Origin of the sequence: Allobosea sp. Root381 (genome assembly GCF_001429395.1) — a bacterium.
Lineage (GTDB): Bacteria > Pseudomonadota > Alphaproteobacteria > Rhizobiales > Beijerinckiaceae > Allobosea.
Genome location: NZ_LMJT01000042.1, coordinates 77,408 through 90,895, shown reverse-complemented (window position 1 = coordinate 90,895; position 13,488 = coordinate 77,408). Strand labels below are relative to the sequence as shown.

13 protein-coding genes are annotated in these 13,488 nt (G+C 66.7%); 9 read left to right on the top strand and 4 right to left on the bottom strand.

Annotated elements, in window-relative coordinates; translation table 11 throughout:
* The first annotated feature begins 181 nt into the window (after window positions 1–181).
* Window positions 182–1,216, top strand: coding sequence for an aspartate-semialdehyde dehydrogenase (locus ASE63_RS23800; RefSeq protein WP_056807664.1), 1,035 nt, complete (start codon window positions 182–184; stop codon window positions 1,214–1,216).
* A 166-nt stretch (window positions 1,217–1,382) separates the two neighbouring features.
* Window positions 1,383–2,318 carry a DMT family transporter gene (locus tag ASE63_RS23795; RefSeq protein ID WP_348271375.1) on the top strand — a complete coding sequence of 312 codons (936 nt, stop codon included), beginning with the start codon at window positions 1,383–1,385 and terminating at the stop codon, window positions 2,316–2,318.
* A 59-nt stretch (window positions 2,319–2,377) separates the two neighbouring features.
* Here the strand turns inward: ASE63_RS23795 and ASE63_RS23790 are convergent, their stop codons facing one another.
* Window positions 2,378–3,043 (bottom strand): TetR/AcrR family transcriptional regulator, encoded by a 666-nt coding sequence (locus ASE63_RS23790; protein ID WP_244491571.1) that lies wholly within the window; start codon window positions 3,041–3,043, stop codon window positions 2,378–2,380.
* Window positions 3,044–3,184: 141 nt separating this feature from the next.
* Between ASE63_RS23790 and ASE63_RS23785 the strand changes: the two genes are divergently transcribed.
* The 6 genes from ASE63_RS23785 (at window position 3,185) to ASE63_RS23760 (ending at window position 8,558) form a co-directional block, all read left to right on the top strand.
* Window positions 3,185–4,378, top strand: coding sequence for an HlyD family secretion protein (locus tag ASE63_RS23785; RefSeq protein WP_082610237.1), 1,194 nt, complete (start codon window positions 3,185–3,187; stop codon window positions 4,376–4,378).
* Between the two features lie 156 nt (window positions 4,379–4,534).
* Window positions 4,535–6,115 carry a DHA2 family efflux MFS transporter permease subunit gene (locus ASE63_RS23780; protein ID WP_056807660.1) on the top strand — a complete coding sequence of 527 codons (1,581 nt, stop codon included), beginning with the start codon at window positions 4,535–4,537 and terminating at the stop codon, window positions 6,113–6,115.
* 199 nt (window positions 6,116–6,314) lie between these two features.
* Entirely contained in the window at window positions 6,315–6,836 is a 522-nt protein-coding gene (gene irrA, locus ASE63_RS23775) for an iron response transcriptional regulator IrrA (RefSeq protein WP_082610255.1), read from the top strand.
* Between the two features lie 53 nt (window positions 6,837–6,889).
* Complete coding sequence (locus ASE63_RS23770) at window positions 6,890–7,177, top strand: hypothetical protein (protein WP_200962615.1); 288 nt, start codon at window positions 6,890–6,892, stop codon at window positions 7,175–7,177.
* Window positions 7,178–7,283: 106 nt separating this feature from the next.
* Window positions 7,284–7,769, top strand: coding sequence for a bacterioferritin (gene bfr / locus ASE63_RS23765; RefSeq protein WP_056807657.1), 486 nt, complete (start codon window positions 7,284–7,286; stop codon window positions 7,767–7,769).
* Between the two features lie 246 nt (window positions 7,770–8,015).
* Window positions 8,016–8,558, top strand: coding sequence for an MOSC domain-containing protein (locus tag ASE63_RS23760; protein ID WP_056807840.1), 543 nt, complete (start codon window positions 8,016–8,018; stop codon window positions 8,556–8,558).
* 72 nt (window positions 8,559–8,630) lie between these two features.
* Here the strand turns inward: ASE63_RS23760 and ASE63_RS28780 are convergent, their stop codons facing one another.
* Window positions 8,631–9,353, bottom strand: coding sequence for a cold-shock protein (locus ASE63_RS28780; RefSeq protein WP_056807656.1), 723 nt, complete (start codon window positions 9,351–9,353; stop codon window positions 8,631–8,633).
* A 136-nt stretch (window positions 9,354–9,489) separates the two neighbouring features.
* Window positions 9,490–10,740, bottom strand: coding sequence for a Zn-dependent hydrolase (locus ASE63_RS23750; RefSeq protein WP_056807653.1), 1,251 nt, complete (start codon window positions 10,738–10,740; stop codon window positions 9,490–9,492).
* A 155-nt stretch (window positions 10,741–10,895) separates the two neighbouring features.
* Between ASE63_RS23750 and ASE63_RS23745 the strand changes: the two genes are divergently transcribed.
* Window positions 10,896–12,500, top strand: coding sequence for an NAD(P)/FAD-dependent oxidoreductase (locus ASE63_RS23745; RefSeq protein WP_056807650.1), 1,605 nt, complete (start codon window positions 10,896–10,898; stop codon window positions 12,498–12,500).
* Window positions 12,501–12,577: 77 nt separating this feature from the next.
* On the opposite strand, the gene ASE63_RS23740 is transcribed toward ASE63_RS23745, so the two are convergent.
* Window positions 12,578–13,462 (bottom strand): glycine betaine ABC transporter substrate-binding protein, encoded by an 885-nt coding sequence (locus tag ASE63_RS23740; protein WP_056807648.1) that lies wholly within the window; start codon window positions 13,460–13,462, stop codon window positions 12,578–12,580.
* Window positions 13,463–13,488: the final 26 nt, after the last annotated feature.

Here is a 13,488-nt window from a genome sequence, read left to right as displayed (position 1 = left end):
TCCGTCTCACGACGAAACGCACGACCAAACCGGCGACCGGGACCACCGGGACGCCACGCTGAATTTCGCCTCGGTTCCGGGTCCCTCTCCCCCCGGCGGGGGCATGACGCCGAACCGTCCTTCCCGAGGCGGCCGGCGCCCAGGGGGAGAGCAAACCGGTTCATCCAAGAGGAACAATATCATGAGCTTCAAGGTCGCGATCGTCGGCGCCACGGGCAATGTGGGCCGCGAGATGCTGGACATCCTGGCGGAACGTGCCTTCCCCGTGGGAGAGGTCGTGGCGCTCGCCTCCTCGCGTTCTGTCGGAACGGAAGTCTCATTCGGCGACAAGACGCTGAAGTGCAGGCCGCTCGAGCATTACGACTTCTCCGACACCGACATCTGCCTGATGTCGGCCGGCGGCGAGGTCTCGAAGGAGTGGTCGCCGAAGATCGGCGCGCAGGGCTGCGTCGTCATCGACAACTCCTCGGCCTTCCGCATGCATCCGGATGTGCCGCTGATCGTGCCCGAGGTGAATGCCGCCGCCGCAGCCGGCTTCACCAAGATGAACATCATCGCCAATCCGAACTGCTCGACCGCGCAGCTCGTCGTCGCGCTGAAGCCGCTGCACGACAAGTTCGGCGTCAAGCGCGTCGTCGTCTCGACCTACCAGTCGGTCTCCGGCGCCGGCAAGGAGGGGATGGACGAGCTCTTCAACCAGACGCGCGCGGTGTTCTCGGCCGGTGAGGTCGTCACCAAGAAGTTCCCCAAGCGCATCTCCTTCAACCTCATCCCCCACATCGACGTCTTCATGGAGGACGGCTTCACCAAGGAAGAGTGGAAGATGATGGTCGAGACCAAGAAGATCCTCGACAAGAACATCAAGCTGACCGCCACCTGCGTGCGCGTGCCGGTCTTCATCGGCCATTCGGAGAGCGTCAACATCGAGTGCGAGAAGCCTGTCACCGCCGACGAGGCGCGCGACGTCCTGCGTTCGGCGCCGGGCATCCTCGTGATCGACAAGCACGAGCCGGGCGGCTACATCACCCCGCATGAGGCGGCCGGCGAGGATGCGACCTATATCTCGCGCATCCGCGAGGACGCGACCGTTGAGAACGGCCTCGCCTTCTGGTGCGTCTCCGACAATCTGCGCAAGGGCGCGGCGCTGAACGCGGTGCAGATCGCCGAGGTGCTGGTCAACCGCAAGCTGATCCAGCCGCGGCAGAAGGCTGCCTGAGCCGAGCTCACGATAACGACGTCACCGAGGCGGGCCGGGCGGCCCGCCTTTTTCGTTGGCGAGGGCGCCCGCCGCGCATGGCTGCATGCGCGACGTTCGTTCTTTGCGCAACCAATCCGGCAGAAGCCGTTCTAGGGTCGCTGATCACACCGACGCGAACCGCGCCTTGCCGAATTCTCCTTCCTCCGAACAGACCGCGGCCCCGACGGGCCAGCTGCCGCCGCCCGTGCCGCGCCGCGACGCGCCGTTGCGCGGCATTGCGCTCGTCCTGCTGGCCAGCATCTTCTTCACCAGCGGCGATACGATCTCCAAGCTGCTGACGCTCGAGATCCCGCCATTGCAGGTGACCTGGCTGCGCTACGGCACCTTCACGGCGATCATGCTGGCGATCGTCTGGCGGACGGGCGGGGTCAAGCAGCTGCGAACGCAGCGGCCGAAACTGCAGCTTCTGCGCGCCGTCGGCGTGCTGTTCTCCTCGATCTTCTTCGTGACGGCGCTGCGCGAACTCCCGATCGCGGATGCGACCGCGACGAGCTTCGTCGCGCCGCTCTTCGTCACCGCGCTGTCGATCCCCATCCTGCGCGAGACGATCGGTTGGCGGCGCTGGACAGCGACGCTGATCGGCTTCATCGGCGTGCTGATCGTGGTGCGGCCCGGTGGGGCAGGCTTCCATATCGCTTCGCTACTGGCCGTGGCCTCGGCGCTGTGCTGGGCCTTCGCCATGATCATGACGCGGATGATGAGCCGCACGGAGAGCCCGCTGACGACGCTGACCTATTCGGCGATCATCGGCTTCGTGCTGATGACCCTGGTGATCCCGTTCCTGTGGGGGCCGGTCACGCCCTGGATCGTGCTGCTGGGCATGATCATCGGCGTGACCTCCACGGTCGGCCACTGGCTGATCGTGCTGGCCTATCGCCATGGCGACGCCTCGCTGCTGGCGCCCTTCTCCTACATCCAGCTGCTCTGGGCTTCGCTGTTCGGCTATGCGCTGTTCTCGGTGCTGCCGGACTACTGGACGCTGGTCGGCGCGGTCATCATCGCCGGCTCGGGCCTCTATACCGCGCATCGCGAGCGCGTCAGGGCGAAGCGGCTGGGCTGATCTCGCATCGGCATCTTCCGAAAACCGGATGCCACTTTTCGGGTCGATGCTATCCCGCCTCAGCTCCTGCCCGTGCCGTAGCGCGCCAGGAACATCTCGACCGCCGAGGCGACGACACGGCTGACCTCCTCAGGCGAAGGGGCTTCGCGTGTGGCGTTGAACAGGCGCGGCCGCAGCAGGGTCGACTGGCAGAGATCGAGGAATTGCACGGAAGCGAGATAGGTGTCGTCGATCTCCAGCAGCCCCTGCTCCACCTTTCCGGTGAGGAACTCGGCCAGGCGGAGGCTGCCCTGCTTGGGGCCGCGCTCGTAGAATTCCTGGCCGAGATCGGGCATGCGCTCGGAGACGCCGATCACGATGCGGTGCGCGCTGACAGCGAACTCGCCGGCGAGCAGATGCGCCAGCCCCTCACCGAAGCGAGTGAGGGCCCGGCGCAGGTCGGGGTCGTCGTTCAGCGCGCCGAAGACGGCTGCCTTCTGCGCCTCGCGCTCGCGCTGGATGAGCGCGACGAAGAGATGCTCCTTGTCGGCGAAGTAGACATAGAGCGTGCCCTTCGAAACGCCCGCGGCCGTCGCGATCTCGCTCATGCTAGCGGCGTCGAAGCCCTTGGCGGTAAAGACGGCATGGGCGCCTTCGAGGATCTGGCGGCGCTTGTCCGGGTCCATCCCTGCGACCCGGCGATTGCGCGCCCTGGTGCCGCCCTGCGTATCGGTGCTGCTGGTCATCATCCATGCCCGCGGTTCGGGCAGCCCTTGAAAAAAGAATCGAACCGATTGGTTCGATATGGCTTGATATGCGCGAGAGGCCACGCTAAATCAAGCTCAATCGAACCGTCTGGTTCGAATTGTAATCATCAGGACGAAGCCATGGTTGCCGAGACCGCCAACCGCCAGCGCAGCGAGAGGCTGCAGCTGGTCGAACCCGTTTCCGAGACTGCCGCTCCACTCGCCGAAGCGCGCCGCGGCGCCGACAACGTGCCCGGCGAGGAGAAGAGTTCTGCTGCTGGCTCGCCCGGCCGCAACCGGCTGCGCCGCGGCGGGCTCATCCTGCTCGGCACGGTGGCTCTGGGCGTCGGGCTCTGGTTCGGGACGGATTGGTGGCTGAACGGCCGCTTCATCGTGTCGACCGATGACGCCTATGTCGGCGCGGAGATGGCGACGATCTCGGCGAAGCTCGCCGCCAACGTCAGTTCCGTCTCGGTGGTCCAGAACCAGGAGGTCAGGGCCGGCCAGCCGCTCGTCGCGCTGGATGACGGCGACTGGCGCATCGCGCTGGATAGTGCGCGCGCCAAGAGCGAGACGGCCAGGGCGACCCTCTCGCGCATCGACAGCCAGATCGAGGCCGGCCGCGCCAATCTGGAGCAGGCGCAGGCGCAGGAGAACTCGGCGGAGGCAGCAGTGACCCGCGCGGCCGCTGATTTCGAGCGCGCCAGCAGCCTCGCCGCCAAGTCCTACGGGTCACAGGCGACGCTCGATGCGGCGACCGCGGCGCGCGACCAGGCCAAGGCCGCGCTCGGCAGCGCCAAGGCCGGAGTTTCGGCGGCGCAGGCGAATATCGAGGTGCTGAAGGCCCAGCGCGTCGAAGCGGCGCGCCAGCTCGACGAACTCAGGATCGCCGAGCAGAAGGCCGAGCGGGACCTCAGCTTCACCAGGGTCGCGGCCCCGATCTCGGGCCTCGTCGCCAACACCAATGTCCAGCTCGGCGATCTCGTCAGTGCCGGCAAGCGGCTGATGTCGATCGTCCCGCTCGACCAGGTCTATGTCGACGCCAACTTCAAGGAGACGCAGGTCGGGCCGCTGAAGATCGGCGATCGTGCCTCGATCACCGTCGATGCGCTCCCCGGCCAGGTCTTCGAGGGCAAGGTCAGCGGCATTGCGGGCGGGACGGGCTCTGTCTTCACCCTGCTGCCGCCGGACAACGCGACCGGCAACTTCACCAAGATCGTCCAGCGCGTTCCGGTGCGGATCGCGCTGGCGCCGGAGGCGACCGCCAAGCATGTGCTGCGGCCGGGCATGTCGGTCGTGGTCAAGATCGATCCGCGGCCGGAAGGCCGGCGTTGAACCGAGCAAGAACGTAACGTCGTCCCGGGTGACCGAAGGGAGACCCGGGACCCATTCCTGAACCTCGCCGGTAACGCTCCGGCATGGATCCCGGATCGGCGCCGCTTCGCGGCTTGCCCGGGATGACGAGGAGGTTCACGAAAAGGACGGGCCACCATGGCCACCGCGACCCTGAGCCCCGCCGGCGCGCCGCCGGCCGACGACGCCATCCCGATGCGCCGGATATTCGCCTTCGTGGCGATGATCTTCGGCATGTTCATGGCGATCCTCGACATCCAGATCGTCTCGGCCTCGCTGGCAGAGATCCAGGCCGGGCTCTCCGCCTCGTCCGACGAGATCGCCTGGGTGCAGACGGCCTATCTGATCGCGGAAGTGATCATGATCCCTCTGTCGGGCTATCTCAGCCGGGCGCTATCGACGCGCGTCTTCTTCACCATTGCCGCCGCCGGTTTCACCATCGCCAGCGTTCTTTGTGCGCAAGCCTCTTCGATCAACGAGATGATCCTGTGGCGAGCCGTGCAAGGCTTCATCGGCGGCGGCATGATCCCGGGCGTCTTCGCCGCAGCCTTCTCGATCTTCCCGCCCTCGAAGCGGCCGATCGTCTCGCCGCTGATCGGCCTTGTCGCGACGCTCGCGCCGACAATCGGCCCGACGGTCGGCGGCTATCTCAGCAGCGCCTTCTCCTGGCACTGGCTCTTTCTCGTCAATGTCGTGCCCGGCATCTGCGTGACCATCGCGGCCTGGACGCTGATCGATTTCGACCAGCCGCAGAAGGGGCTTCTGAAGCGCTTCGACTGGCTCGGCCTGATCGGCATGGCCGGGTTTCTGGGCAGCCTCGAATATGTGCTGGAGGAGGGGACGCGGCTCGACTGGTTCGAGAGCCACGAGATCGTGTTCTTCACCGGCGTGATGCTGGCCGGCGCGGTGCTGTTCTTCTGGCGGGCGTTGACGCGGGACGATCCGCTGGTCGATCTCTACGCCTTCAAGGACCGCAACTTCGCCTTCGGCTCGCTGTTCTCCTTCTGCATGGGCATCGGCCTCTACGGGCTGACTTATCTCTACCCGGTCTATCTCGGGCGCATCCGCGGCTATGACGCGCTGCAGATCGGCGAGACGATGTTCGTCACCGGCCTGTGCATGTTCCTGACGGCGCCGATCGCCGGGCGGCTGTCGGCGAAGATCGACCCGCGCGTGCAGATGATGATCGGCTTCGCCGGCTTCGCGCTCGGGACCTGGCTGGCCTCTGGCATCACCGCGGACTGGGATTTCCACGAGCTGCTCGTGCCGCAGATCCTGCGCGGCGTCTCGCTGATGCTGTGCATGGTGCCGATCAACAACCTCGCGCTCGGCACGCTGCCGCCGGCGCAGCTCAAGAACGCGTCGGGCCTCTACAACCTGACGCGAAATCTCGGCGGCGCGGTCGGACTTGCGGTGATCAACACCATGCTCAACGGCCGCACCGATCTGCACATCGCGCGGCTGCACGAGAGCGTCGCGGCCGGCCGGCAGGTGGCGGAGGAGGCGATAGCGCAGACGATGCAGCGCTTCCTCGATTACGGCGATGCCGCCGAGCAGATGGCGCTCGCCCTGATCAACCAGCGCGTCCACAAGCAGGCGCTGGTGATGGCCTTCGGCGACGTCTTCCTGGCCCTGACCGCGATCTTCGCGAGCCTCGTGCTGCTGGCGCTGTTCATGCGCAAGCCGCCAGCGGCGGCGCCAGCGGGTGCAGGGCACTGAGCGGCGGCCTGCGAGATGGCGGAAAGGACTGCAGCTTTCCACCCCGATGACGCCATGCCGCACCCGCGAAGATTGACATTGGCGAAACGTTTCGACAAATATAGCAATAATATCAGTAGTTTAGATGCTTTCTAAACTACGCGCCCCTGGGGCGACATTGTCAAAGGCGTTGTCGATGAGCGTTTCCTCCACGAAGGTCATGGCCCAGCCGCAGGCGGCGGCGGACCACATTCCGTGGCCGCAGAAGAGCCCTGCATCCTGCCCGATCAGCGCCGTGAAAACGCGCTTGCGGACCGCCGGGTTGCGGCCGACTCGGCAGCGCATGGCCCTCGGCTGGCTGCTCTTCGCCAAGGGCGATCGCCACGTCAGCGCCGAGATGCTCTATGAGGAGGCGCTGCGCGCCCGCGAGCCGCTTTCGCTCGCGACCGTCTACAACACGCTGCGCCAGTTCTCGGAAGCCGGCCTGCTGCGCCAGGTTTCGGTTTCGGGCCCGAAGACGTTCTTCGACACCAACGTTTCCGAGCACCACCATTTCTACAACGAGGACGACGAGACCGTCGTCGACATCCCCGGCTCGATGATCCAGGTCGCCGGGCTGCCGGAGGCGCCGGAAGGCATGATGATCTCCTCGGTCGAGGTGATCGTGCGGCTGCGCCGTGCCGACGGTTCCGAGGTGGAGACCTCGATGCCAGTCTCGAAACTGGCCGGCCACCACGCCTGAGTTCCGCATTCGCCGGTGCCCGCGCTCCGGCTTCCACGAGTGATCGTTCCGACGTGATCGTCTGTTCTTGCAACGTCCTGTCCTGCTCGCAGATCAAGGGCACCATCGCGCCGGACGGTACGGGCCCCCGTACTGCGGGCGAGGCCTATGATTGCCTCGGCTGCAGCCCCGATTGCGGCCGCTGCGCCCGCGAGGTCCGCGCGATCCTGGCGGAGGCACGTGCCGCCTGCGCCAGCCAGTGCAACAGCTGCGCCAGCCGCGAGATCGAATGTGCGGTACATGTGTCCGTCGGGCGTATGCTGGACGGCATCGTGGTCGAAGGCGAGCGCAACGCTGCATAGCTGGCTCGCTTGTGATTCTGGCGGTAAACTCCGCTTTCCCTCTTTCCTTCCGCGATTGCTCGGCCTACATTAGGATCATTCTAATGTGGATTTGCGGAGCGCTGCCATGAAGGGCGACAAGAAGGTCATCGAGTACCTGAACAAGGGGCTTCGCTCCGAGCTCACGGCCATCAACCAGTACTGGCTGCATTACCGGATCCTCGACAACTGGGGTCTGAAGGAGATGGCCAAGACCTGGAAGAAGGAATCGATCGAGGAGATGGTCCATGCCGACCGCTTCGTCGACCGCATCCTTTTCCTCGAAGGCTTCCCGAATATGCAGACGCTCGATCCGCTGCGGATCGGCGAGAACGTCAAGGAAGTGATCGAGGCCGACCTCAAGGCCGAGATCGAGGCGCGGGCGCTCTATCAGGAGGCCGCCGGCTATAGCCGCGAGGTCGGGGATTATCCGTCCGAGCAGCTGTTCAAGGACCTGATGGCCGACGAGGAAGGCCATATCGACTTCCTCGAGACGCAGCTGGAGCTCATCGCCCGCATCGGCATCGAGCTCTACACGCAGAAGCATGTCGGCGCGCTCGACGAGGGGCACTGAGCCTTTCGGTCGTTCGAGGTAAAATCAACGAAGCCGGCTCCGTTACGTGGGGCCGGCTTTGTCATATGCGCGTCGCGCCGGTGTGGGGTGTTCATGCCGGAGGTCGTCTATGGCGATGCTGTTATACAAATGCGCGCCGTCATCGCGATCGCAGCGAAGCAATCCGGGGGCATGGAGCGCTACGAGACCGGATTGCTTCGCTGCGATCGCAGYGACGGTTCGCGTGGTTTCAAGAGGACGTTCGACATGAGCGCGACGGTGATCGCGGTGAGCAGCGCCTTGGGGCATCGTTTCAGCAAGCCGAACCAGGCTTCGATCCGGCTGCTGAAGGGTCTCGGCGTCGAAGGCGACGCGCATTGCGGCGAGACGGTGAAGCACCGCTCGCGCGTCAAGGTCGACCCGACCCAGCCCAATCTGCGGCAGGTCCATCTCATCCACGCGGAATTGCTGGAGGAACTGGCGGGCGCTGGCTTCGACGTGGCGCCGGGGCAGATGGGCGAGAACGTGCTGACGCGGGGCCTGGACCTGCTCGGGCTGCCGGTCGGTGCCCGGTTGCGGCTTGGGAACGACGCCGTGGTCGAGATCACCGGGCTGCGCAATCCTTGTTCCCAGATCGAGGCGTTCAAGCCGGGGCTGCTCAAGGCCGTGCTAGGGCGCGACGAGCAGGGGAATATCGTCCGCAAGGCCGGGATCATGGGGATCGTGCTGGAAGGCGGCGAGATCCGCGCCGGGGATGCGGTCGCCGTCACGCTCCCGGCCGAGCCGCACCGGGCGCTCGAACGGGTCTGAGCGCCCAGCCCACCGAAACGAAAAAGGCCCGCTGGCGAACCGGCGGGCCCGAATTCTCGAGTGTGGGCCGCTTCAGATGAAGCTGACGTTCGCCGCTTCCGGGCCCTTCTTGCCGGCGCGGATCGAGAAGCGGATGCGCTGCCCGTCCATCGGCGGCTGCAGGCCGCTGCGGCTCAGCGAGGAAACGTGCAGGAACACGTCCGGGCCGCCCTGGTCCGGCGCGATGAAGCCGAAGCCGCGCTCCGAGTTGAAGAACTTCACGGCGCCGTCATAGGGGCCCTCCATCGGGCCGCTGTCACGGCTGGCGAAGCCGCCACGGTCGCCGCGATCGGAATATCCACCGCCGCCGTAACCACCGCCGCCGCCACCGTAGCCGCCGCGATCACCGCCGCCATAGCCGCCGCGGTCGCCACCGCCACCGTAGCCACCGCGGTCACCGCCGCCGTAGCCGCCGCGATCGCCACCGCCATAACCGCCGCCGCCGAAATCGTCGCGGGGGGCGCGGGGAGCGCGCGGTGCCGCCGGGGTCGCGGTCGAGGCGTCGATCTCGTGGATCGCGACAACCTGGAGACCGCGGCGTCCCTCGCCGAGATCGGCGATGATCGTCGCGCCCGGCTGCAGGTCCTGCTGGTCGAGCGGGCCGATCGCCGAGATATGCAAAAAGACGTCGCCAGAGCCATCGGCCGGCGACGCGAAACCGAACCCCTTCTCGGGGTCGAACCATTTAACCTTGGCTTCGATATTTTCGTGCGTGACGAAGGGTTGAGCGGCAGGAGGCTTGCGACGATCGAACATGGAGCTTCAGGGTTAGGTGACCGGGAGCGCGCAATCTAGCGCAAGCCAAGCGCGCCGTCATCGGGGGTTAAGCGTAAATTATCGAAGGTCGAAAGAGGTCAGCCGGAGCCCTTGGCGGCACCGTCGAAAGGCCTGTTCAGCCTTTCCGGTCGGCGCGCGCCAGCACAGTCTGCAACAGCACGTTCAGCCCGGGTTCGAGGTCTTCCGGCGTGCAGAGTTCAGCGTTGTTGTGAGTGATGCCGCCACGGCAGGGCGTGAAGATCATCGCGGTCGGCGCGTGGCGGGCGACGAAATAGGCGTCGTGCCCGGCCTGGCTGAGGATGTCCTTGTGGCGGTAGCCGAGCGCAGCCGCGGTGTCGCGCACCTGTCCGACCAGATCCTCCGCGAAGATGCGCCCGCCCCAGCTCCAGATGTCGAGGATCTCGACGGCACAATCCGCCTTCGCCGCGGCCTCGAAGGCGGCGCGACGCATCGCTTCCGCCATCACGGCCGAGGTCTGCGGATCGGGATGGCGGACATCGCCGACAGCCTGGGCCCAGTCGGAGAGGATGCCGGGCTTGTTGGGCCAGGCGACGAGGCGGCCTGCGGTCGCCTTGCCGCCGGTGCCGGCATGGACCCAGCCGAGATCGTCGACGGCGACGAGGAAGCGGGCTCCGGCGATCAGCGCGTTCTTGCGCCGCTCCATCGGCCAGGGACCGGTATGGGCGGTCTCGCCCTTGAACTCGATCAGCATGCCGGTGGAGGGGAAGCCGCCGGTGACGACGCCGACCTGCATGCCCTCGCGGTCGAGGATCGGCCCCTGCTCGATATGTAGCTCGAAATAGGCGTCGAAGGCATGAGGCTGCGGCTCCATCTCGCCGAGATAGCCGATGCGGGCGAGCTCCTCGCCGATCGATCGGCCATCCTCGTCGCTGCGTCCTTGCGCCCAGTCGAGCGTGTAGGCTCCGGTGAAGGCGCCGGAACCGACCATCGGCGGCGAGAAGCGGGCGCCTTCCTCGTTCGTCCAGTTGACCACCTCGAGCGGCCGGCGGGTGCGATGGCCGAGCGTATCGAGGGCACGGCAAACCTCCAGCCCGCCGAGCACGCCGAGAATGCCGTCGAAGCGCCCGCCATTGAACTGGGTGTCGAGATGGCTGCCCATCACGACCGGCGGCAGGCTGTCATCCGTGCCGGCACGGCGCGCGAAGATGTTGCCCATGCCGTCGACGCGGACGCTCAGGCCGGCTTCGCGGCACCAGGCCACGAACTGGTCGCGCACCTCCTTGTCGGCGTCGGAACAGGCGAGGCGGGCGAGGCCGCCCGGCCGGCCCTGGCCGATTTCGGCCGAGCGCTCGATCGTCTCCCAGAAGCGTGCCATGTCGATGCGGGCTTTGGCGTGTTGTTCCATCGGTCTCGTCTTCGGTGCCGGTGACTTGATGGCCGGACTATCGGCCACGGCTGGCGAGGCGGGCAAATAGATATTAGCGATGCGGGACATCGCCGGTGGAGCGGAGGCGGGCAAGGCATGCCCGACGCCGGGCCGGCGTCGATACGGATGGGACCATGGCTACGAGCGAAACCGACATCGTCATCCTGGGCGGCGGGCATAACGGCCTCGTTTGCGCCTTCCAGCTCGCGCGCGCCGGCTTGAAGGTCACGGTGCTGGAACGGCGCCATGTCGTCGGCGGCGCCGCGGTCACCGAGGAATTCCACCCCGGCTTCCGCAATTCGACCGCGAGCTACACGGTCAGCCTGCTCCGGCCCGAGATCATCCGCGAGATGGAGCTGGCGCGGCACGGCCTGCGCATCGTCGAGCGCCGGATGGCGAATTTCCTGCCGCTGCCGGACGGGCAGTACCTCGCCGCCGGCGCCGGCCTGACCGAAAGCCAGGTCGCGAAGTTCTCGACGCGCGATGCCGAGCGGCTCGGCGCCTATGAAGACAGGCTGGAGGCGGTCGCCGCCGTATTGCGCGAGCTGATGCTGCGCGCGCCGCCGAACGTCACCGAGGGCGGCTGGCTCGCCGCGCTGCCGGAGCTGCTGGAGGCGGGGCGGCTCGGCCGTCGCCTCGGCGGGCTCGACACGACCGCCAGACGAGACGTGCTCGACCTGTTCACGAAATCGGCGGGCGACTGGCTCGACGGCTGGTTCGAGAGCGATCCGATCAAGGCGCTGCTCGGCTTCGATGCGGTGGTCGGCAACTATGCCAGCCCCTATACGCCGGGCTCGGCCTATGTGCTGCTGCACCATGTCTTCGGCGAGGTGAACGGCCGCAAGGGCGCCTGGGGCCACGCCATCGGCGGCATGGGCGCGATCACCCAGGCGATGGCGAAGGCCTGCGCGGAGGCCGGCGTCGAGATCAGGCTCGGTTCGCCCGTGGCGGAGGTGCTTTCCGAGAAGGGCAGGGCGGCGGGCGCCGTCACCGAGGCCGGCGACATCGTCCGGGCCAAGGCGGTCGTCTCCAACCTGCATCCGCGGCTGCTGTTCTCGAAGGTCGATCCGGCGCTGCTGCCGGCCGATTTCTCCGAGCGCATCGGCCGCTACGCCTCGGGCTCGGCCACCTTCCGGATGAATGTGGCGCTGTCGGAGCTGCCGCGCTTCACCAGCCTGCCCGGTCCGGGCGACCACCACACCGCCGGCATCATCATCGCGCCGAGCCTCGGCTACATGGACCGCGCCCATGCCCAGGCGCGGCTCGACGGCTGGTCGCGCGAGCCGATCGTAGAAATGCTCATTCCGTCGACGCTGGACGACACGCTGGCGCCTGCGGGCGCCCATGTCGCCAGCCTGTTCTGCCAGCATGTCGCGCCGGAGCTGCCGGACGGCATCGCCTGGGAGGATTGCCGCGAGACCGTCGCGGACCTGATGATCGACACCGTCGACCGCCATGCACCGGGCTTCAAGGCCTCGGTGATCGGGCGGCTGGCACTCGGCCCGGTCGATCTCGAGCAGCGCTTCGGCCTGATCGGCGGCGACATCTTCCATGGCCGGCTGACGCTCGACCAGCTGTTCTCGGCGCGGCCGGTGCTTGGCCATGGCAATTACCGCATGCCGCTGCCGGGGCTCTATCTCTGCGGCTCGGGCGCCCATCCCGGCGGTGGCGTCACCGGCGCGCCAGGGCGTAACGCCGCGATGGCCGTACTGGCGGATCGCAAGCGCGGACGCTTCTAGAGGGCTGAGTCAAAAAAGCGCCGTCGTCCCGGGCATGGCCCATGACGACGGCGCAATAACGTCGGTATTCGACGGCGTCAGATCAGACCGTTATCGGTCAGGAACTGGCTCGCGACCTTCTCGATCGGCGTCTTGTCGACATCGACCTTGGCGTTGAGGCCCTGCAGGACCTCGTCCGAGAGCTTGGCGGCGAGCGCGGTCAGAGCCTCTTCGAGCTTCGGATTGGCCTTCAGCGTCTCGGTGCGCACGACCGGCACGGCGGCGTAGTTCGGGAAGAACTCCTTGTCGTCGGCGAGCACGCGGAACTTGAAGCCCTGAATGCGGCCGTCGGTGGCGAAGACGAGGGCGGCATCGACCTGCTTGTCGCGCAGCGCCTGATAGGTCAGGCCGGAATCCATCGACTTCAGGTTGGCGCGACCAGCCTTGAAGCCATAGGTCGTCTGCATGCCGGGCAGGCCGTCGGGGCGCCCCGGGAACTCGGCATTGACGGCGATGGTCAACGGCTTCTTGTCGTTGAAGGCGGCGGCGAGATCCGAGAGCGTCTTGATCGCGTCGGTCTTGGGCTCGCCGTCGCGGACCGCGATGGCGTAGGTGTTGTTCGCCGCCGAAGGCGTCAGCCAGGTCAGGCCGAGCTTGGCGTCGAGCTCCTTGACGCGCTCATAGGTCTCCTTGGCACCGAGGCGCTCGTTGACCTTGTTGTAGGTCACCAGCGAGGTGCCGGTATATTCCCAGTAGACGTCGATCTGGCCGCTGACCTGCGCGTCGCGAACGACCTGCGAGCCGAGGCCGTCTCGCTTGTCGACCTTGAAGCCCTTCTTGGTGAGCAACTGCGAGGTCACTTCCGCGAGCAGCAGCTGCTCGGTGAAGTTCTTGCCGCCGACGACGATGGAATTGGCCTTGGCGGGCATCGCCCAGAGGGCTGCCAGGGCGGCGATGGCGAATAGGCGCGACGAAGGCTTCATGCCCGGTCTCCTTGAAACGACTGCGG

Bases quoted from the DNA above. Each gene is read 5' to 3' on its own strand.
- ASE63_RS23800 (WP_056807664.1), top strand. From the start codon at position 182: ATGAGCTTCAAGGTCGCGATCGTCGGCGCCACGGGCAATGTGGGCCGC.
- ASE63_RS23790 (WP_244491571.1), bottom strand. From the start codon at position 3,043: ATGACCAGCAGCACCGATACGCAGGGCGGCACCAGGGCGCGCAATCGC.
- ASE63_RS23785 (WP_082610237.1), top strand. From the start codon at position 3,185: ATGGTTGCCGAGACCGCCAACCGCCAGCGCAGCGAGAGGCTGCAGCTG.
- ASE63_RS23780 (WP_056807660.1), top strand. From the start codon at position 4,535: ATGGCCACCGCGACCCTGAGCCCCGCCGGCGCGCCGCCGGCCGACGAC.
- irrA (WP_082610255.1), top strand. From the start codon at position 6,315: ATGGCCCAGCCGCAGGCGGCGGCGGACCACATTCCGTGGCCGCAGAAG.
- bfr (WP_056807657.1), top strand. From the start codon at position 7,284: ATGAAGGGCGACAAGAAGGTCATCGAGTACCTGAACAAGGGGCTTCGC.
- ASE63_RS23760 (WP_056807840.1), top strand. From the start codon at position 8,016: ATGAGCGCGACGGTGATCGCGGTGAGCAGCGCCTTGGGGCATCGTTTC.
- ASE63_RS28780 (WP_056807656.1), bottom strand. From the start codon at position 9,353: ATGTTCGATCGTCGCAAGCCTCCTGCCGCTCAACCCTTCGTCACGCAC.
- ASE63_RS23750 (WP_056807653.1), bottom strand. From the start codon at position 10,740: ATGGAACAACACGCCAAAGCCCGCATCGACATGGCACGCTTCTGGGAG.
- ASE63_RS23745 (WP_056807650.1), top strand. From the start codon at position 10,896: ATGGCTACGAGCGAAACCGACATCGTCATCCTGGGCGGCGGGCATAAC.
- ASE63_RS23740 (WP_056807648.1), bottom strand. From the start codon at position 13,462: ATGAAGCCTTCGTCGCGCCTATTCGCCATCGCCGCCCTGGCAGCCCTC.